Genomic DNA, 18931 nt, shown 5'->3' on the forward strand with positions numbered 1-18931 from the left:
CCCCGAGATTTGTTCTTGTCTGGGGAAGCTAAATGCACCGGGCGCAGGACGCAACAGCCAGGCGGCGACCGTTTCGCCTTCCTGAAGACGCTCACGGACGGCTACAAGCCGGAGAACTAGCGCCTCTTGCCCGCGTGCCGCGCGGTGAGCAAGCAGCCCGTCAGCGCGGCTTGATCTCCGCATATTTCGCCATCGCGCGCTCGAACTTCCGGTTGAACAGCCACATCGCCGCGAGGATCTCGCGGAAGCTTGCCGAATTGCGCGCCCGGTCGGCCTGTCCGAATGCGAAGATGCTGTTGTTACGCAGGTGCTTCATGATCGTCGGACTGGACACCCTGTAGTTCAGGAGATCGCCGGACTTGAGCGCCGACCTCGTCGGCGTGGGAACGATCTGGATCAGCTCGAACAGCTTCATCTGGTCGATCGGGTCGGGCAGCGTCTTCACGATTCCGGGGATCTCCCGGAAAACCTCCGCATGCGCGTTCATCAGGCCGTCGCGCACGTTGGTCCAGTGATTGAAGCGATGATCGGTGCCGCGGGCGCGTGCCTCCTCCTTGTCGTCCCGCGCGCTCAACCCGGGATCGATTGCCGCGATCTCGGCCTTGATGGCTTCCCATTTCCTGCGGCCGTTGCGGTCCTCGGACGGGCCGGTCTGGAAGCTGCCCATATAGGTGTTCGAGCGCCCGTTGCGGACGTTCTGTTTGCCGTTGGTCTCGGCGAAGAACAGCCCGAGGCTGATCCGGCCCGCGGCTTCGGCGTGGTTAGGCGCAAGCCCCTTGGCGCGCGCGATCGCTGCGGCGAGATCGACCACGTCCTTGAACGGCGTCGCCGAGTTCTGCGCGTCGGCCGGCGGCGCTTCCATGATCTCGAACAGCTTCGAGTATTCGTCGACCAGCGGCTCGATGTCGGCATCGAAATAGGCCGGCGGTATCTCGAACTTGTTGGGCCTCCCGATCCGCGAGGGCATGGCGTCGGTGAGATCCTTATAAGCACTGATCACCGCGACGCGTGCCAGATACAGCGCCTGGCCCGGCAGGTTCGGCAGCGGCTGCCTGGCGTCGATCTGGCGGCGCCGCTCGGCCAGAATCGATTTGAAATCGCCGAGCGCACGCTCATAGGTCGCACCCGCCTCCGATTGCCTGGTCGTGAGCGTTTGCGCCCGGCTCGGGACGAACGTCGTAAGGAGCAGCCCAAGCGCCGCGATGATTGCGAGGAGTTGACGTCGTGCAGGCATGGCCGGTTCCCCCAACGATTCGTCGGTCGGGGGATCGTAGCCTAGTCGTTGGCTTCGGGCGGCAGGAAGTCGACCTCGTGCAGCGCCGAGATGCGCACGACCTCGGCGGGATCGGCCAGATTGTGGAGCTGGTTGAACAGCGCCTCCAGCTTCTGCATCGGCGAGACCCAGAACAACGCGCGGGCCGGTTTGTCGGACTTGTTGAAATAGCCGTGCGGCATGCCGCGCGGCAGGCGCACGAGATCACCGGCATGGGCCTTGACCCATTGGCCGTCGAGCTTGAGGTCGAGCGTGCCTTCCTGCACCAGAATGAATTCGTCCTGGGTCGGATGGATGTGCACCGGCACGAACTGGCCGGGCTCGCTGTTGGTCTCGAACGCGAAGGTGGACTCGGTGACGGCCTTGGGAAAGTAGACCTGACCCAGGATGTTCCAGGTCTTGCCGCCATAGCCCGTACCGTTCGCGGTGATGCCCTTTTCGAGTGCAGTCATGGCTCGTCTCCAATGGGATTGTAACTGAAGCGGAGTGTTGCGCAGCAGCCATGCGCTGTCCATGCGCAAGACTCACGCTAATGCCCGTCGCGTTCAGGCGCCTGCTTGCGCAGAAAGCCTTCGACATCGGCCTGCACCGAATAGGGCGTTGGGATCGGATCGCCAGCCGCGTCGACGGCGGTGTCGAGGGAGCGGCGCAGCATGCGCGCGAGCTCGGCCTTGCGGTAGGGCTTTGTCAGAAGCGGCGCACCCATGGTGGCATGTCCCGGCCCATGCGGAGCATCGTAGGCGTAGCCCGATGTGAACAGGACGCGCAACGCGGGGCGCACAGCCACCATCTCGTCAGCGAGCTCCCGTCCATTCAAGGCGCCGGCCATCACGATGTCGGTGAAAAGCAGGTCGAAGGGCGTGCCTTCGGCTGCGATGGCGAGCGCCTCGGCTGCATTGGCGGCAGGGATGACCTTGTAGCCGAGGCTTTCGAGCTGGACCGTGACGTACTGGCGGACGTCGCGGTCGTCCTCGACACAGAGGATGGTTTCCGTCCCGCCCACGACCTTGCGCTCGTCATAGCCGGTCGGGCGAAGCGTACTCGCCTCCGCCTTCGGCAGGTAGATCGTGAAAATCGTGCCGCGTCCTTCTTCGGAAGCGACCTTGATGCCGCCGCCCGACTGCTTGATGAATCCGAATACCATGCTGAGCCCGAGCCCCGTGCCTTTGCCGACGTCCTTGGTCGAGAAGAAGGGATCGAAGATCCGCTCCAGAATGGCCGGAGGAATGCCGGTGCCGGTGTCGGCGATCTCGATCTCGACATAGTCGCCGGCATAGCCGGCCCCGACCGCCATGGCCTCGCGGACGCCGAACACGACGTTGCGCGTCGTCAGCGTCAGTCTGCCGCCATCCAGCATCGCGTCGCGAGCGTTGATCGCGAGGTTGAGAAGCGCCGAGCTCAATTGGCCGCGATCGACGAGGGCGAGCCAGATGTTGCCGTCGAGCCGGGTCACGATCTCGATCTTCTTGTCGAAGGTTGCCAGCAGCAGCTTTGCGAGTTCTTCGAGCAGTTCGTTGATGTCGCTCTCGGCCGGCCTGAGCGCCTGCTTGCGGGCAAAGGACAACAGGCTCGACGTCAGCGCGGCGCCGCGGTCGGCGGCGTCGCTGATCAGCTTGGTGATGGTCGCAAGCGGCGGATTGTCCTTTACGGCGTCGGCGAGGATCTCGATCGTGCCCGTGATCACGGTGAGCATGTTGTTGAATTCGTGCGCGATGCCGCCGGTGAGCTGGCCGATCGCCTCCATCTTCTGGGCCTGAATCAGCTGCTCCGCGGCGGCGTGTTTCTGGGTGACGTCCTTGACGAAATTGTTGATGAGGGTGCGCCCCCCGATGTGGAGCGCCGTGCTGGAGGCCTCTATCAGGATCTCGTCGCCGTCCCGGTGCAGCAGGGTCGCTTCGAACCGGATGCCGATCGGCGTATCCGACAGTTCCGGCAGCAGCCGCATCATGCGTTGCCTGAAGCCGTCGCGCAGCGGCTCGGCGATGAGGAGGTTGACGACGTCGGTGCCGAGCGCCTCCTTGCGCGTCCATCCGGTCAGGGCCTCGGCCTGAAGGCTCCATTCCAGCACGATGCCGTTCTGGTCGGTCTGAATGAAGGCGTCGAGCGCGGTCTTGATGACGGCTTGCGTCATCTGTGCGCTGGCCCGCGCCTGCTCGGTCAGTAGCGCGGCGGCGCGTTTTTCCTGCGCCGTTTCGATCGCGCGCGTGCACAGACGAGCAAACAGGATGGCAATGGCGCCGCTTGCGAGCAGGGCGACAATCTGGGTAATGCCGAACCCGGCTCCGGTCGCGGCATAGGAGACGAGCAGAGCCGCCGCGGTCACGATGACCTGCGCGGCCATCGCGAGTGTCAGAAGCCCCCTGAGTTTCATGGTCTCACACCAACGCGTCAGTCGCGGACCCCCGTGTCCGCCCTGTCAATGTCCGGCTCCACGTGAGCTATAGATGTGAGCTACAGATTCCGCGCGGCGGCGTCGAGGGGCAATTTGCGGTGGTGGCGTTTCAACCTGCCGGCGAATCGGTCTGGCGCAGCGTCGTCACCCAGATCACGCGGGCCGTCTGCTGGGTCGGGTTGTCGAACATGTGCGGCACGATGCTCGGAAAGCGAAAGCTGTCGCCGGCCTCGAGCAGGTGGGCCTGGTTGTCGAGCCACAGCCGCAGGCTGCCCGAGAGGATATAACCCGCCTTCTCGCCGGTGTGCTGCAGGAAGTCGGTGCCGGACGAGGCGCCTGGATTGAGCGTGAGCTCGTAGAATTCGAGCTGGCCTTTGTCTGCCGGCGTCAGCGCCTCCTTGACGACGCCGCTGGCGGTGAGCCGCAGCAGGCGCCGGCTGTTCTTGCGCACGATATAGCGCTGCACGTCGGCGGGATCGGGGGTCTCGAAGAAATAGGAGATGGGAACGTCGAGCGCGATGCTGAGCAGGCGCAACGTGCGTATCGACGGCATGGCGCGCGCGCGTTCGAGCTGGCTGATCATGCCGTTGGAGAGGCCGGTCTTGTTGGCGACGTCCTGGATCGACAGGCCCGCACGCTGGCGCAGCAGCCGCACGGTCTCGCCGAGGCGCTGGTCGACCGCATCGTCGGCCTCGATCGCCGGGGCATCCTTCGGATCGCTGATCTCGCCGCGACCATCCATGTCGATCTCCCATGCATCATCTCGGCCCCGGACAACGACAGTCCGGGGCTTCAGTCGGAGTGAAAAGGTCGCGCATCCTAGCAATACGATTGACAGCTGTATTTAGTCGTGATGAACTTTTGATAGAAAAGTTTAGAAGCACTAAAGCCCACTCCTGTCCCTTTGCCGGGGATCTCGGGGGCGCGGGAGTCGGTGCCGCGTGCGACAACGGAGAGTGGTCATGGCGGACGACACCGGGAAGTTCGGCGTTGGGGCACTGCATCTCGGCATTCCGAATCGCCGTCAGCTCTTCCAGCTCGGGGCCGGGGCCGCGGCGGGATGGACGCTTTCAGGCAACGCATTTGCGCAGACCGAACGCCCGACCAATCCGCCGGACAAGCCGCGCGGACAGGTGATCGCGGCGCTGTCGCAGGAGCCGACGGTCTTTCATCCCCTGATGCCGGGCATCGAAGTCGATCAGGGCATCTGGTGGCAGGTGTTCTCGCCGCTCTGGTTCATCGATCCCGACGGCAAGTTCGTTCCGGACCTCGCCCGCGAAGTCCCGACCATCGAGAATGGCGGACTGTCCGCCGACGGCCTGACCTGGAAGATCAAACTCCGCAGCGACGTGAAATGGCACGACGGCACGCCGTTCACGGCCGAGGACGTGAAGTTCTCGCTCGAGCTGATCAACAATCCCGATTTCCGCGCGCGCAGCCGCGTCGGCCATAGCCTCGTGAAGGACATCAAGGTCGTCGCGGCCGATGAGATTCACTGGCGCATGGAAGCTCCCTATTCGCCCTATATGTCGATCCTGGGATCGCTGACCTTCATCGTGCCCAAGCACATCCTGGAGAAGGTGACCGATCCGAATGCCTCGCCGTTCCACAACGCGCCTGTCGGCACCGGACCGTTCCGCTGGGGCGAGCGCGTGCCGGGCGACCACATTCAGTTGAATGCCCATACCGGCTATCACGGCAAGGGACCTTACGTTGAGCGCGTGGTGTTCAAGTACATTCCCGACCTGACCGTGCTCTACACCCAGTTCCGCACCGGGCAGGTCGACTACACCGGCCTGCAAGGCATTCTGCCGAACTTCGTGCAGGAGGCGAAGACGCTGAAGGGTCGCAAGATCTTCGTCTCCTCGACGTCGTCGGTGGAGCACATCGCGCCCAATCTGGAGTTCGGCGCGTTGGCGGACCGCACCGTGCGCGAGGCGCTGTATCTCGCGATCAACAAGCAGGCGATCATCGACGCGCTGAACTACGGCTTGCCGTCGCAGACAGAAAGCTTCGTGCCGCAGCAGGCCTGGTCGTTCCAGCAGGGACTGCCGCAGCACAAATACGATCCGGCCAAGGCCAACACGCTGCTCGATGCGGCCGGTTGGGTTCGCGGCGCCGGCGGGGTGCGCGAGAAGGGCGGCGTCAAGCTCGAGTTCACCAATTCCACGACGTCGGGCAACGCGGTGCGCGAGCAGACCCAGCAGCTGCTGATCCAGGACTGGCGCGCGATCGGTGCGGCGATGCGCGTCAACAACATGCCGGCCGCCGTGATCTGGGGCGACTTCTGGCAGCAGTCGAAATTCAACTCGGTGATCGTGGGGGTGAATTTCATGCTCGGCAGCGACCCCGACGTGACGCCCCGCTTCGGCTCCGGCGCCATTCCCGCCAAGGGTGGCCGCGGCTACAACACCTATCAGTATCGCAACCCGGAGGCGGATCGGCTTCTCGCAGAAGGCGCCAAGCAGTTCGATCAGGCGCAGCGCAAGACGACCTATGGCAATCTGCAAAAGCTCATCCGCGACGACCTCGCGATCCTGCCGCTATTCCAGGGCTTCATCGCCGAAGGCGTGAAGGAAGGGCTGCAAGGCTTCCGTCCCAACATCAACATGTCGATCAACTGCTGGAACATCCGCGAATGGTATTGGGCCTGATGGTTCAGGTGCGCGAGATCGCCTGAGATGGCCCGTTACGTCGCCAATCGCCTGGCGCAGGCGATCATGTTGCTGGTGATCGTGTCCGCGATCGGCTTCGCCATCCTGCATCTGGCGCCCGGCGGCCCGCTCTCGCAATTCGCGGCGTCCGCGCAGATGACCCAGGAGGACCTCGATCGCGTCACCCGGCAGCTTGGCCTCGATCGTTCGCTGCCGATCCAGTATCTCGATTGGTTCGGCCGTATGCTGAGGGGCGATTGGGGCCGCTCGTATCGCGACGGCGAGGCGGTGCTGGCGGTGATCTCGTCGCATCTTGGCGCCACGCTGGAACTGATGGCGACGGCGACCATCATCGCCGTCCTGCTCGGCTGCTGGATCGGCGTGCTCGGTGCGCTGCGCCGCTATTCGCTGTTCGATTCGCTGGCGACCGTCGGCGCCATGATCGCATTGTCGATCCCGACCTTCTGGTTCGGCCTCGTCACCATCTACGTGTTCTCGGTGAAGCTCGGCTGGCTTCCGGCCGGCAACCGGCAGACCGTCGGCGACGGCTCCCTGCTCGATCTCCTCCATCATCTCATTGCACCGGCGCTGGTGTTGGCGCTGGTCGAGACCGCGATGTGGGGCCGCTTCATGCGCTCCTCGATGCTCGAGGTCATCAACCAGGACTACATCCGCACCGCGCGCGCCAAGGGCATGCCGGAATGGCGGATCCTTACGGTTCACGCCTTGCGGAACGCGCTGCTGCCGATGATCACGGTGGCCGGCCTTCAGTTTCCGACGCTGCTGGGTGGTGCGCTGGTCGCCGAGACCGTGTTCACCTGGCCCGGCATGGGCCGGCTGTTCCTCGATTCCATCGGCTACCGCGACTATCCCGTGGTGATGGGCATCCTGATGTTCTCGGCGATCATGGTGCTGATCGGGTCGCTGCTCGCCGACATCCTCTATGCCGTCGTCGATCCGCGCATCCGGGTGGGCTAGGCATGACGACTGCCGCTCTCTCCACCAATCAACTTGCGCCCGGCCAGGCGGCGTGGCGGCGCTTCCGCCGGCATCGCCTTGCGCTCGCGGGCGCGTTGATCATTCTTCTTCTCATCCTCGGTTCGGCATTCGGCCCGTACCTCCTGCCGTTCGACGACACCTATATCGACATCATGAAGCGGTTTGCACCGCCGCTGTCGGGCGCGCACATCCTCGGCACCGACGAGCTCGGCCGCGACGTGCTGGCGCGGCTGATGATGGGCGCGCGTGTCTCGCTGTCGATCGGCTTCGTCGCGATGGTGATCGCGATGGCGGTGGGCATCGCCGTCGGGGCCTTCGCCGGCTTCTATGGCGGCGTGGTCGGCGCGGTGCTGATGCGGCTCGTCGATGCCATGCTGTGCTTTCCGACCATCTTCCTGCTGCTTGCGCTCGCGGCGCTCATCGAGCCCGGCTTCGTCACCACCACGGTGCTGATCGCGGCAACCGCCTGGATGTGGGTGGCCCGCGTCGTCGAGGCCCAGGTGCGCTCGCTGCGGGAACGCGAGTTTGCGGTGGCTGCACTCGCGTTCGGCTCGTCGAACCTGCGGATCATGTTCCGCGAGCTCGTACCGAATGCGATTGCGCCGATCGTGGTGGCGGCGACGCTGAACGTCGCCAAGGCAATTCTGTTGGAATCCTATCTCAGCTATCTCGGTTACGGCATCCAGCCGCCGGCCGCGAGCCTCGGCAACATGCTCAACAACGCGCAGATCTATCTCACCAGCGCGCCCTGGCTCGCGATTGCGCCGGGCCTCGCCATCACGCTGGCGGTGACGAGCTTCAACTTCCTCGGCGACGGCTTGCGCGACGCGCTCGACCCGCGGATGAACATCCCATGATCTGCAAACTGGCGACGAGCCGAGCTGTCTCGATCGAACTGAATATCTGGAGTCTCCCATGTCCCCGCCGCTCACCCGTATAAACAGTGACGAGCGCCTGCCAGCGCAGGTTGATGTCGTCGTCATCGGTGGCGGCGTCATCGGCGTCTCCGCGGCCTATCATCTCGCGAAGAAGGGCCTCTCCGTCGCCCTGGTCGAGAAGGGCCATGTCGGCGGCGAGCAGTCGAGCCGCAATTGGGGCTGGTGCCGCCAGCAGGGTCGCGCGCGTGAGGAGATCCCGCTGGCCCGCGAGGCGCTGCGCCTGTGGGAGGACATGCAGAACGATGCCGGCGTCGATGCCGGCTTCCGCCGTACCGGCGTGCTGTTCCTGACCAAGAGCAAGGATGAGCTCGCCAGCTGGGAGCGATGGGCCGCAACGGCGCGCGAGATGCAGGTGCACTCGACCGTCCTGACGCCCGCCGAGGTCGCCGAGCGTCTGCCCGGCAATTCCGAGACATGGGTCGGCGGCCTGCACACGCCGAGCGACGGGCGCGCCGAGCCCTCGATGGCCGTGCCGGCGCTTGCGACCGCCGCGCGAAAACACGGCGTCACCATTCATCAGGGCTGCGCCGCGCGCGGGTTGGAGACGCAGGGCGGCCGGGTGAGCGCCGTCGTCACCGAGAAGGGCACCATTCGCACGCAATCGGTGCTGCTGTCCGGCGGAGCGTGGTCGTCGCTGTTCTGCCGACGCCACGGCATCGAGCTGCCGATCGGCCTCGTCAACGCCACCGCGTGCCGGACCACGCCGGGACCGGAGATCACCTCCGGCGCGCTCGGCACCGACTTCTATTGCATCCGCCGCCGGCTCGACGGCGGCTTTACGCTGGCGCTGCGCAATCGCGGTACGGTCGAACTGTCGCCCGATCTGTTCCGCTACGCGCGGACCTTCTGGCCGACCTATCGTCATCGCAAGAACGGGTTGAAACTGTCGTTCGGCAAATCCTTCTTCGACCAGCTCATGCGGGGCACGAGCTGGAGCTTGGACAAGCCGTCGCCGTTCGAGACCGAGCGGGTGCGCGATCCCGCGCCTGACATGTCGCTGGTCAATGCCGCGCTCGCTTCGCTGATCAAGTCGAACCCTGAATTGAAGGACATCGAGATCGCGGAAGCCTGGGGCGGGACGATCGACTGCACGCCGGATACCATTCCGGTCATCTCGCCGGTCGACGCCATGCCCGGCTTCTTCCTCGCCACCGGCTTCTCCGGCCACGGCTTTGGCATCGGTCCTGCGGCCGGCAAGCTCGCCGCCGACATCGTGACGGGCGCGACGCCGCTGGTCGATCCCGCGGCCTACAGCCACAAGCGCCTGATCGACGGCCGCCGGCTCGCGCCGGTCAGCCCGTTCTGAGGGTTTGGCGGGATGACGGTTCTCTACAAGGCCAACATTGTTCGCGGCGCGGAGTGGGCGGGCTTCTTCGCCGAGCGCGCGCCCGATGTGCCGTTCCGGCTCTGGCCCGACATCGGCGATCCCGCCGACGTCCGCTATCTCGTGGCGTGGGTGCCGCCGGACGACATCGCGACGACTTTCCCCAATCTCGAACTCGTCTTCTCGGTCGGTGCGGGTGTGGACCAGTTTGACGCGTCAAAAGTTCCGCCGCACATTCCGCTCGTGCGCATGCTAGAGCCGGGCATCGCCGAGACCATGGTCGAATACGTCACCATGGCTGTGCTGGCCCTGCATCGTGATCTCCTGCACTTCATCGCTCAGCAGAAGGCGCAGGTCTGGCGCGAGATCCGGATCACGCCGGCCAAACGTCGTCGCGTCGGCGTGATGGGGCTCGGCCAGCTCGGTCAGGCCGTGGTCGAACGCCTCACGGCATTCGGCTTTCCGCTTCTCGGCTGGAACCGCTCACCGCGCGAGATCGACGGAGTCACCTGTTACGCTGGCATGGAGACGTTGCCGGGTTTCCTTGCGCAGACCGACATTCTCGTCTGCCTGTTACCTCTGACCGACGAGACCCGCGGCATCCTGAATGCAGATCTGTTCGCGCGCCTGCCGCGCGGCGCGTCGCTCGTCAACGTCGGGCGTGGCCCGCACCTGGTCGAAGCTGATTTTCTCGCGGCGCTCGACAGTGGCGCGTTGTCGGGTGCCGTCCTCGATGTCGCCGAGCCGGAGCCGCTGCCTGCGGGGCATCCTTTCTGGAGCCACCCGCGCATCCTGGTCACGCCGCACAATGCCAGCATGACCGCGCCGGATACGGCGGTCGATTTCGTGCTGGACGTGATTGCACGCCACCGCCGCGGCGAGGATTTGCCGGGGCGTGTCGATCGTAGTCGTGGCTATTAGGACATCGGCATGAGTATGGGCGCAAGCATACCTGACCACGTCGCCGCCGGCGCGCAGGCGCCCGTGCTGTCGGTCTCAGGCCTCACCACGTGCTTCCTGCGCGAGCGGCAATGGATTCCCGTCGTTCGCGACGTGTCGTTCGATATTGCTTCGCGGGAAACCGTGGCGATCGTCGGCGAGTCCGGTTCGGGCAAGAGCGTCACCGCGCTCTCGATCATGCGGCTCATTCCGAAGGAGAACGGCCGCGTCGAAGGCAGCGTCCGGCTTGCCGGTCGCGACCTGCTGACGCTGCCCGAAGCGAGCATGAAGGATGTTCGTGGCAACGAAATCGCCATGATCTTCCAGGAGCCGATGACGAGCCTCAATCCGGTGCTGACCGTCGGCTTCCAGATTGCGGAAGCGCTGATCCAGCACCGCGGCCTGTCGCGCGCGGCGGCGGAGGTCGAGACCATTCGCCTGCTCGACCGCGTGCGGATACCTGCGGCGAAATCGCGCTTCCACGAGCATCCGCATCGTTTCTCCGGCGGCATGCGCCAGCGCGTGATGATCGCGATGGCGCTGGCCTGCAAGCCGAGGCTGCTGATCGCCGACGAGCCGACCACGGCGCTCGACGTCACGATCCAGGCCCAGATCCTGGAGCTTCTGAAGGAGCTTCAGCAGGAAGAGGAGATGTCGATCCTCTTCATCACCCACGACATGGGCGTGGTGGCCGAGATCGCGGACCGCACCGTGGTGATGTATGGCGGCCAGGCGGTGGAGACCGACCATACCGCGCGCATCTTCGCAGCCCCTTCGCATCCCTACACAAGGGCACTGCTCGCCGCCGTACCACGCCTCGGCTCGATGGACGGGCGGACGCGGCCGATGCGTTTTCCGATCGTCGACAAGCTGACGGGAACCTCGGACGAGCCGGCGGAGACGCCCGATACGGTCTCGATTGCCGAGCGACCGCTGCTCGAAGTCTCCAACCTCACCACGCGCTTTCCAATCCGCTCGGGTCTGTTCGGCAAGGTCTCGGGCCGCGTCCATGCGGTCGAGAACGTCTCCTTCACCTTGCGCGCCGGGGAGACGCTGGCGCTGGTCGGCGAATCCGGCTGCGGCAAGTCGACGACGGGCCGCTCCATTCTCAAGCTGACGGAGCCGGACAGCGGCACCGTTCTGATCGACGGGCAGGATGTGCTGGCGATGAATGCCCGCACCTTGCGTGACTTTCGCAAGCAGATGCAGATCGTGTTTCAGGATCCGTTCGCGAGCCTCAACCCGCGCATGTCGGTGGGAACGGCGATTGCGGCCCCATTGCTCGCCAACGGGCTCGCCACGGCATCGCAGGCGCGGGAGAGGGTCGCCGACCTGCTCGTTCGCGTCGGTCTCACCGCCGACATGGCCGCGCGCTTTCCGCACGAATTCTCGGGTGGCCAGCGCCAGCGCATCTGCATTGCCCGCGCGCTCGCGCTCGGACCGAAGCTGATCGTCGCGGACGAAGCAGTCTCGGCGCTCGACGTTTCGGTCAAGGCGCAGGTCGTCAATCTGATGCTGGACCTTCAGGCCAGCATGGGACTTGCCTATCTCTTCATTTCCCACGACATCGCGGTGGTCGAGCGCATGAGCCATCGCGTTGCGGTGATGTATCTCGGTGAGATCGTCGAGACCGGTCCGCGCGCGGCCCTGTTCGGCAATCCGCAGCACCCCTATACGAAGAAGCTGATGGCGGCCGTGCCGGTGCCCGATCCAGCGCGCCGCGGTACCAGGCGCGAGGTAGCGAACGACGAGATCAGAAGCCCGGTGCGCGCGCCCGACTACCAGCCGCCCGTTCGGCAATATCGCGAAGTGTCGCCGGGCCACGTCGTACAGGTCTGGGGCGAGGAATGGTCCGCCTGACGCGACGAAGGCCGAGCGCAGGCGCTGTCTGCGCAACATTTCCAAAATGCACGATGAAATTGCGCAGCCATCTGCCGGGCAGGTCAACGGTGTTGTCCTTCGCCCTGCCGGGCGTGTGACATCACGCTGAAATCACAATGAAATCATCGCGGCGCGATCCGGTGCGACGGCCGGGCGCACCAGCTTCGTGTTATGCGCTGCAGCTGGACCGTCGGCCGGCGATCTCCGATAATGCGCGGGTCTCGGGAAGGCCGGCGAAGACGTGCCTTTACGGATGGATTTACTAGAATGACACAAGCAGGCGTCTACGGGCAGAGGCTCGGGCAGGGCCTTCGCTCCGAGCAAGCACCGGTCCTGATCACGCGTTCGCTGCACAGCGCCGAGCTCGCGGTCACCGAAGTCCGCAACGACGATCCGACATCGGATATTTCCGGCTCGCTGGCTGCGGAAGATGCCTATCTCGTCAGCCTGAAACTCCGCGACTATCCGGATTGCGAATGTTGGGAGGAGGGCCGCTGTGTCACCAAGGCGGATGTTCGCGCAGGTGCGACCTATCTGTACGACCTCAAGCGCGACCCGCGCTATGTGATCGACAAGCCCTTTCACTCGCTCTTCTTCTATTTGCCGCGCTCGGCGCTCAAAGGTGTTGCCAGGCAGCCGGGCGGGCCGCGCGTTGGTGAGCTCAGCTACGAGCCCGGTGTCGGTCATGACGACGAGGTCGTTCGACATGTCGGCGCCTCGTTGCGGCAAGGACTGTGTCGGCCCGACGAGACCAACCAGCTTTTCGTCGATCACATGATGCTCGCGCTCACCGCCCATGTCGCCCAGACCTATGGCGGGCTGAAGCCGGCCGCAGAACCGAGCCGCGGCGGTCTCGCGCCATGGCAAGTGAAGCGTGCATGTGACCGGCTCGATTCCGATCTCTCGGGCAAGATCGCGCTGCAGCTGATCGCGACCGAGCTCGGCCTTTCGGTCAGCCACTTCTCACGCGCATTCCGGATCTCCACCGGCCTGCCGCCGCATCAATGGCTGCTCCAGCAGCGCGTGAAGGCGGCCAAGCAACTGATGTCGGTCCGCGACCTGCCGTTGTCCGAGATTGCCATCTCGGCTGGATTTGCCAATCAGAGCCATTTCACACGGGTGTTCTCGTCCATGGTCGGCGTCAGTCCGGGCGCGTGGCGCCGTGAAACGGATGGCGGACGGGACAAGACTTGAATTACCGGCGCTTCGCCAGCGAGATCGTGTAGGACGAGCGCCTCGCCGCAAAGATCTCGTCCGGCGGATGGCCGATGCCGTCCGCAAGATTGACCGGATTGAAGATGGCGCCGTCGCAGGCCTCATTGGCCTCGAGGCTGGTGATGACGATCGTCCCCAGCCGCACCTGCTCGCGGTTGTCTTCGTCCGGCCATCGCAGGGTCACGTCCATGATGGGATCGCCGGGACGGTCGAGCAGGGCCATCACATTGAAGCGGACATCGCCGGCTGCGATCCTCCGCGCGAGATCCTCATGCAGGAAATCAGCCGACTTCGTCCTGGCTTCGTCCTCACTCAATGAGACGTCGCAGACGACGGGCGCGACCTTGAACTTGATGAAGCGGGTTTCACCCCTGGCGTTCGTCGCGGGAAAGGCGTGCACGCCCCAATAGGTCGTGCCGGCAAGGCTGCCGGGCAGCCGGCGTGCCGCAACGTACTTCGCCTGATTCAGCGTTTCAGGGTTGGCCGCGGAAAAGGCGCGGACCTTCTCGCTGTCAGGCTTGCCGTCCGCGCCCGGAATACGCGCCTCGAGGAAGGCGAGCATCTGGTCGAGCGTCCGTGCAAAATGCACCGGCGCGGTTTCCGTCAGGATGTCCGTATCGTCGCCAAGCCTGAAGCTGAAGCCGCGCAGCACGAGATTGTTGGTGTCGGACACCCCAGGATTGCCGCCGCCGACGGAGAAGCGCGCTAGAACGCGCGACGGTTTTGTGAAGCTCAGCGATCGCGTGATCTCTGCCGCGCGGTCGGACGGGGCATAGGTGCCGCGCACGCATCGCCCCTTGGCGAAGCTCGCGCGCACCTTCGGCGGATTGCCTGCTACCGCCTTCAATGCATCGACGATCGCGGCGGGTGTTGCAGCGGGGGTGGGAAGTTCGGACATGGCTTGGCCTTCGGCGCGAGCGGCATGTCCAGGTTTTAGGTCTGGTGAAGCGCCGGCGTCTTTCCCAAAGCCGCGCTGCCTTGTCCGATCCTGCTGTGGAAATTTTGACGCCGCTTCAGGAGTTCACGTGCACGAAATCCCGCAGCAGTGGGTAGATCTCGTTGTTCCAGCGCTTGCCAGAGAACACGCCGTAATGGCCGACGCCGGCCTGCATGTGGTGGACGCGGCGATAGGCGCGCACGCCGGTGCAGAGGTCTTGCGCGGCCAGCGTCTGGCCGATCGAGCAGATGTCGTCCTTCTCGCCCTCGACCGTCATCAGCCCCATGCGGCTGACGGCCTTGGTGTTCACCGGACGCCCCCGATGCATCAGCTTGCCCTGGGGCAGAAGGTGCTCCTGGAACACGTCGCGCACGGTCTCGATGTAGAATTCCGCCGGCAGGTCCATCACGGCGAAATATTCGTCATAGAACGTCTTGATGCTGGCCGCCTTCTCCTTCTCGCCCTTCGCGATGTGATCGGCGAGATCGATGTGCTGCTTGATGTGGCGCTCGAGATTCATCGAGACGAAGGCGGTGAGCTGCACGAAGCCGGGATAGACTTTCCGAAGCGCGCCGCGGCACTGCATCGGCACGTAGTTGATCAGGTTCTGCTCGAACCAGTCGATCGGCCTGCTCTTGGCGAATTCGTTGACCCTGGTCGGCAGGATGCGCGTGTCGATCGGCCCGGCCATCAGCGTCAGCGTCGCCGGCCGCGAAGGATGGTTGCCCTCGCACATGATCGCGGCGGCCGCGAGCGCCGAGACCGAGGGCTGGCAGATCGCGACCATATGCGGGCGCGGGCCCAATTGGCCGAGGAAGTCAATGAGATGCTCGGTGTAGTCGTCGAGCCCAAAACGGCCCTCGCTGCGGGGAATGTCGCGCGGATTGTGCCAGTCGGTGATGTAGACGTCGTGATCCTGGAGCAGCGTCTTCACGGTGCCGCGCAGCAGCGTCGCGAAATGGCCGGACATCGGCGCCACCAGCAGCATGCGCGGCTGCTCGCCCACGCCCTCCTTCTTGAAACGCAGCAGCGAGCCGAACGGGGTCGCGTAAGCGATCTCCTCGGTCACGGCGACCTCGCGATTGCCGACCATGACGCTGTCGATGCCGTAGGCGGGGCGGTGATAGGTGAGGGTGGAGCGGGAGATCAGCTCCAGCGCGGCCGACAGCCGGCCGACGACCTGATCCGACAAGCCCTGCGGCACCAGATTGAGGAATTTGAGTGCTGACGAAGCCCCCGACCGCCACGGCGCCGTCAGGTCCATATGGTTCTGAAAGGCCTGATAATACATCGACATCATACTGAAACGCCCACCTGTCCCGTGTTGCTATGCAATATCGGAGCCAAATCCAGGAGGGGTCGTCCTCAAGATTGGCACGTCGCTTGCTGCTCTTTTCGCGGGAAGCACAGGCGGTGCGCACTCCCGCAGAGTCCGGGCGGGGTGCGAGTCACAGGCGTGAGGGAAGGCCACATGGCGAAGGCGACACTGACCATCAGCAGCAAGAACTATTCGTCCTGGTCGCTGCGTGGCTGGCTGCTCACGAAATTTTCCGGGCTCGATTTCGAGGAGATCGTCACCGCGCCGGACGACGCGTCGGCGCGCGCCGAAATCCTGCTGTTGTCGTCGTCGATCCTGGTGCCATGCCTGCGGCACGACGGTGCGATCGTGTGGGATACGCTGGCGATCGCCGAATATCTCAACGAGGCGATGCCGGATGCCGGGCTGTTGCCTAGGGATCGCGTTCAGCGCGCGCATTGCCGCTCGATCTGCGGCGAAATCCATTCCGGCTTCACTACCTTGCGCGCCTCGCTGCCCGTCAATTTGAAGGGGCACTTCCCCGGCTTCAAGATCTGGTCGCGCGCGCAGGCCGACATCGATCGCGTCTGGGCTATCTGGCGCGACTGCCTGGAGAAATCGGGCGGGCCCTTCCTGTTCGGCGAGACCCGCACCATGGCTGACGCGATGTATGCCCCGGTGGTGACGCGCTTCGTGACCTACAACGTCAAGCTCGATCCGCAGCTGCAGGCTTATGCCCATACCATCATGGCCATGCCGGAGATGAAGGAATGGATCGCGGCGGCAAAGGACGAGCCGGCCGAGATCGAGGAGCTCGAGGTCGAATATTAGGCAGGCCGGGTGCCATCTGCCTGTTTTGGGAGCGCGCATCCAACCGCCGCACCCCCGCAGTCATGTCGTTGAAGCCGTTAACTTTTGACGCCCGTGGCGGGCTGGGCCTGCTCGCGCGCTGCGCAGATATTGTGTGTGCGCCCTGGCTGGTTGCGACATCTAGCCGTGAACAGGCGCGTACGGGGCCCTACGGCTGATTCGGACGTGATTCGTTCGGGCCGCGTTCCGAAGGTTAAGCCGGGACGCGGCCCCGTTGCATTTTGAGACAGAAATCAGTGCTCAGGCCACGCCCGAATGCTTCATGCGCGGGACGCGCCAGCCGATGACGGTAGCTTCGACCGCGACGCCGGCCGCATGGTTCTGCCAGCGTCCCTCGACATAGCGGCAGGCGAACGGCAGCTGATACGTCCCGCTGTGGTCCTCACACAGCACTTCGACTACAAGGCCAGGCGGCGGTTCTCCGGCGCCGTCGAATTCAGCCAGTCGTCTGTCGCGCGTTGCCATCAAAAACTCCCCTAAACAAAGCCGCGGAAGGAGCGCCCATTTCCTCCGCGTGCAGATCATCGCTCCCCGTCCAAGGGAACAGCTGCAAGCTCAACGCGAGAATGCGGTACGAGTGTGGTAGCCTCGACAGGCTGCGTGCAAAAAGCGCACATTGCCGTGATTGATTTGACGAGGAACCTGCATGCTGCTTCGAAGCGCCGGCGTCTGTTTCGCGATGTCACTGCTCGCCGCGCTGGCGATTGCGCCGGTCCGCGCGCAGGACGTGCCCGGTATCGAGATCTGCACCGTCGAGAAGACCATGGAGCGCCGCACCAGCTGCCTCCAGAGCAACGTCGACTTCCTCCAGAAGACGATCACCAAGCTCAACCTCGATCACCAGCAAAAGCTGGACGCCGCTGGTCGCCAGATCGATGCGTTGAAGACGACCGTGGCCGGCTTGCAGAAGATGCTCGGCGATCTCCAGGCCGCGCAGGCGAAGATTGCGGAAGATGTGAAGAAGAAGCAGGATGCGCCGCCGCCGAAGGATGCGGCGAAATAGCCGCCGCGCTCAGGCGACGCGATATCGCTCCATCACGCTGCGGTCGGGCTCATAACCGAGTCCAGGTCCGGTCGGCACCGCGACATGGCCGGTGGCATCGACATCGGCACGGCCGCCCCAGAGGCAGGCCTCGCGCTTCAGGTAAAACATCTCGACGAACCCGTCGTCGCGTCCCGCCAGGAGATGCAAGGTCGCCAGCAGGCCGGGGCCGAAATACGGGGAGTGCGGAACGATCTTGACGCCGAGCCGATCTGCGAGCGCCGCAACCTTCAGAAATTCCGTGATGCCGCCGACCTTGATCACCGACGGCTGGGCGTGGCTGACCGCGCCCGCCTCCATCATCTGACGGAATTGATATTCCGTGCAGGCGTTCTCGCCGGCGGCGACGCCGAGTCCGCCCTTGCTGCGGACCTCGGCGAGCGCCGCAAAATCCTCCGGCGGCCAGACCGGCTCCTCCAGGAACATCGGCTGCGCGTCCCGGCATGTCCTGGCGAACGCGATCGCCTGCTCGCCTGACAGCGGACAGTTCATGTCCACCATCAGCGGAATGCCAGGTCCGATCGCCGCGCGCGCGGCAAACACCGCCGGCGCCGTGGTCTCGTGCAGCTTGATGGCGCCGTAGCCGAGCGCCAGCGCCTTCTTGCATTCGGCGGCGATGTTGTCGGGCGAACCGATCCGCAACAGGCTCGCATAGGCCGGAATGGCCGGGCGTCTGGTGCCGCCGAACAGGCGGTGCAGCGGCACGCCCTTGACCTTGGCGGCGAGGTCCCACAGCGCGATGTCGAGTCCGGAGATCGCGAACATGGTGATGCCGTAACGCCCGAACAGATGCAGATTGCGCTGGATCTGCTCCATCACCGCCGGAATCCCGGCGGCATCGGGAACCTCCAGCCCACTTGCCTGCGGTGCGATCATTTCCTCGACGGCACTGCGCGTGGTGCGGGGGCAGACATAGGCGAAAGCATCGCCCCAGCCGGTTAGCCCGGCGTCGGTGCTGACCTCGACCATCACCATGTCGAGGGCGGTGATGGCGGAGGCGCCCTGACGGAAGCTCGCGACGCCGGCGTCATAGGGGATGCGGATATGGTGCGCGCGCACATCGGTGATCTTCATGACGCGGTTCCTCCTGCTTTCTCGTGAGCGGTTTCAAGGACGTCCCGAGTGTAGCCATGAACGCCCGGACGTTGCCAGTGGCTGGTCCGGCGTTAT

17 protein-coding genes are annotated in these 18931 nt (G+C 64.8%); 9 read left to right on the plus strand and 8 right to left on the minus strand.

Going from position 1 to position 18931, the window contains the following annotated elements; genetic code table 11:
• Positions 1 to 160 precede the first annotated feature (160 nt).
• The 4 genes from C7G41_RS26285 to C7G41_RS26300 all read right to left on the minus strand — a co-directional run bounded on the left by C7G41_RS26285 (position 161) and on the right by C7G41_RS26300 (position 4407).
• Positions 161 to 1234, minus strand: a complete 1074-nt coding sequence (locus C7G41_RS26285; protein WP_106945247.1) for a hypothetical protein — start codon at positions 1232 to 1234, stop codon at positions 161 to 163.
• A gap of 41 nt (positions 1235 to 1275) precedes the next feature.
• Positions 1276 to 1725, minus strand: coding sequence for a cupin domain-containing protein (locus C7G41_RS26290; RefSeq protein WP_106945248.1), 450 nt, complete (start codon positions 1723 to 1725; stop codon positions 1276 to 1278).
• Between the two features lie 77 nt (positions 1726 to 1802).
• Positions 1803 to 3644, minus strand: coding sequence for an ATP-binding protein (locus tag C7G41_RS26295; RefSeq protein WP_106945249.1), 1842 nt, complete (start codon positions 3642 to 3644; stop codon positions 1803 to 1805).
• A 130-nt stretch (positions 3645 to 3774) separates the two neighbouring features.
• Entirely contained in the window at positions 3775 to 4407 is a 633-nt protein-coding gene (locus C7G41_RS26300; protein ID WP_106945250.1) for a cupin domain-containing protein, read from the minus strand.
• A gap of 220 nt (positions 4408 to 4627) precedes the next feature.
• Here C7G41_RS26300 and C7G41_RS26305 point away from each other — a divergent pair, with 220 nt between their 5' ends.
• The 7 genes from C7G41_RS26305 to C7G41_RS26335 all read left to right on the plus strand — a co-directional run bounded on the left by C7G41_RS26305 (position 4628) and on the right by C7G41_RS26335 (position 13594).
• The gene (locus C7G41_RS26305; RefSeq protein ID WP_106945251.1) at positions 4628 to 6319 is read left to right on the plus strand and encodes a peptide ABC transporter substrate-binding protein; all 1692 of its coding nucleotides are present in this window, start codon (positions 4628 to 4630) and stop codon (positions 6317 to 6319) included.
• Between the two features lie 27 nt (positions 6320 to 6346).
• On the plus strand, positions 6347 to 7297 hold the full coding sequence (locus C7G41_RS26310) for an ABC transporter permease (RefSeq protein ID WP_106945252.1): 951 nt from the start codon (positions 6347 to 6349) through the stop codon (positions 7295 to 7297).
• A gap of 2 nt (positions 7298 to 7299) precedes the next feature.
• A complete protein-coding gene (locus C7G41_RS26315; protein WP_106945253.1) occupies positions 7300 to 8175 on the plus strand; it encodes an ABC transporter permease in 876 nt (291 codons plus the stop codon).
• Between the two features lie 58 nt (positions 8176 to 8233).
• Positions 8234 to 9562, plus strand: a complete 1329-nt coding sequence (locus tag C7G41_RS26320; protein ID WP_106945254.1) for an FAD-binding oxidoreductase — start codon at positions 8234 to 8236, stop codon at positions 9560 to 9562.
• A gap of 12 nt (positions 9563 to 9574) precedes the next feature.
• Complete coding sequence (locus tag C7G41_RS26325) at positions 9575 to 10501, plus strand: glyoxylate/hydroxypyruvate reductase A (RefSeq protein WP_106945255.1); 927 nt, start codon at positions 9575 to 9577, stop codon at positions 10499 to 10501.
• A gap of 9 nt (positions 10502 to 10510) precedes the next feature.
• Positions 10511 to 12379, plus strand: a complete 1869-nt coding sequence (locus C7G41_RS26330; protein WP_106945256.1) for an ABC transporter ATP-binding protein — start codon at positions 10511 to 10513, stop codon at positions 12377 to 12379.
• 288 nt (positions 12380 to 12667) lie between these two features.
• A complete protein-coding gene (locus C7G41_RS26335; protein WP_106945257.1) occupies positions 12668 to 13594 on the plus strand; it encodes an AraC family transcriptional regulator in 927 nt (308 codons plus the stop codon).
• Between the two features lies 1 nt (position 13595).
• On the opposite strand, the gene C7G41_RS26340 is transcribed toward C7G41_RS26335, so the two are convergent.
• Both C7G41_RS26340 and C7G41_RS26345 read right to left on the minus strand, forming a co-directional pair.
• Positions 13596 to 14513 carry a catalase family peroxidase gene (locus C7G41_RS26340; RefSeq protein WP_106945258.1) on the minus strand — a complete coding sequence of 306 codons (918 nt, stop codon included), beginning with the start codon at positions 14511 to 14513 and terminating at the stop codon, positions 13596 to 13598.
• A 115-nt stretch (positions 14514 to 14628) separates the two neighbouring features.
• On the minus strand, positions 14629 to 15852 hold the full coding sequence (locus C7G41_RS26345; protein WP_106945259.1) for a polyhydroxyalkanoate depolymerase: 1224 nt from the start codon (positions 15850 to 15852) through the stop codon (positions 14629 to 14631).
• Between the two features lie 171 nt (positions 15853 to 16023).
• Between C7G41_RS26345 and C7G41_RS26350 the strand changes: the two genes are divergently transcribed.
• The gene (locus C7G41_RS26350; protein WP_106945260.1) at positions 16024 to 16680 is read left to right on the plus strand and encodes a glutathione S-transferase family protein; all 657 of its coding nucleotides are present in this window, start codon (positions 16024 to 16026) and stop codon (positions 16678 to 16680) included.
• A gap of 279 nt (positions 16681 to 16959) precedes the next feature.
• On the opposite strand, the gene C7G41_RS26355 is transcribed toward C7G41_RS26350, so the two are convergent.
• Positions 16960 to 17184, minus strand: a complete 225-nt coding sequence (locus C7G41_RS26355; RefSeq protein WP_106945261.1) for a hypothetical protein — start codon at positions 17182 to 17184, stop codon at positions 16960 to 16962.
• Positions 17185 to 17365: 181 nt separating this feature from the next.
• Here C7G41_RS26355 and C7G41_RS26360 point away from each other — a divergent pair, with 181 nt between their 5' ends.
• Positions 17366 to 17722, plus strand: a complete 357-nt coding sequence (locus tag C7G41_RS26360; protein WP_106945262.1) for a hypothetical protein — start codon at positions 17366 to 17368, stop codon at positions 17720 to 17722.
• Positions 17723 to 17731: 9 nt separating this feature from the next.
• On the opposite strand, the gene C7G41_RS26365 is transcribed toward C7G41_RS26360, so the two are convergent.
• Entirely contained in the window at positions 17732 to 18835 is a 1104-nt protein-coding gene (locus tag C7G41_RS26365; protein WP_106945263.1) for a mandelate racemase/muconate lactonizing enzyme family protein, read from the minus strand.
• Positions 18836 to 18931: the final 96 nt, after the last annotated feature.

The sequence above is a fragment of the Bradyrhizobium sp. MOS002 genome (assembly GCF_003020115.1).
Lineage (GTDB): Bacteria > Pseudomonadota > Alphaproteobacteria > Rhizobiales > Xanthobacteraceae > Bradyrhizobium.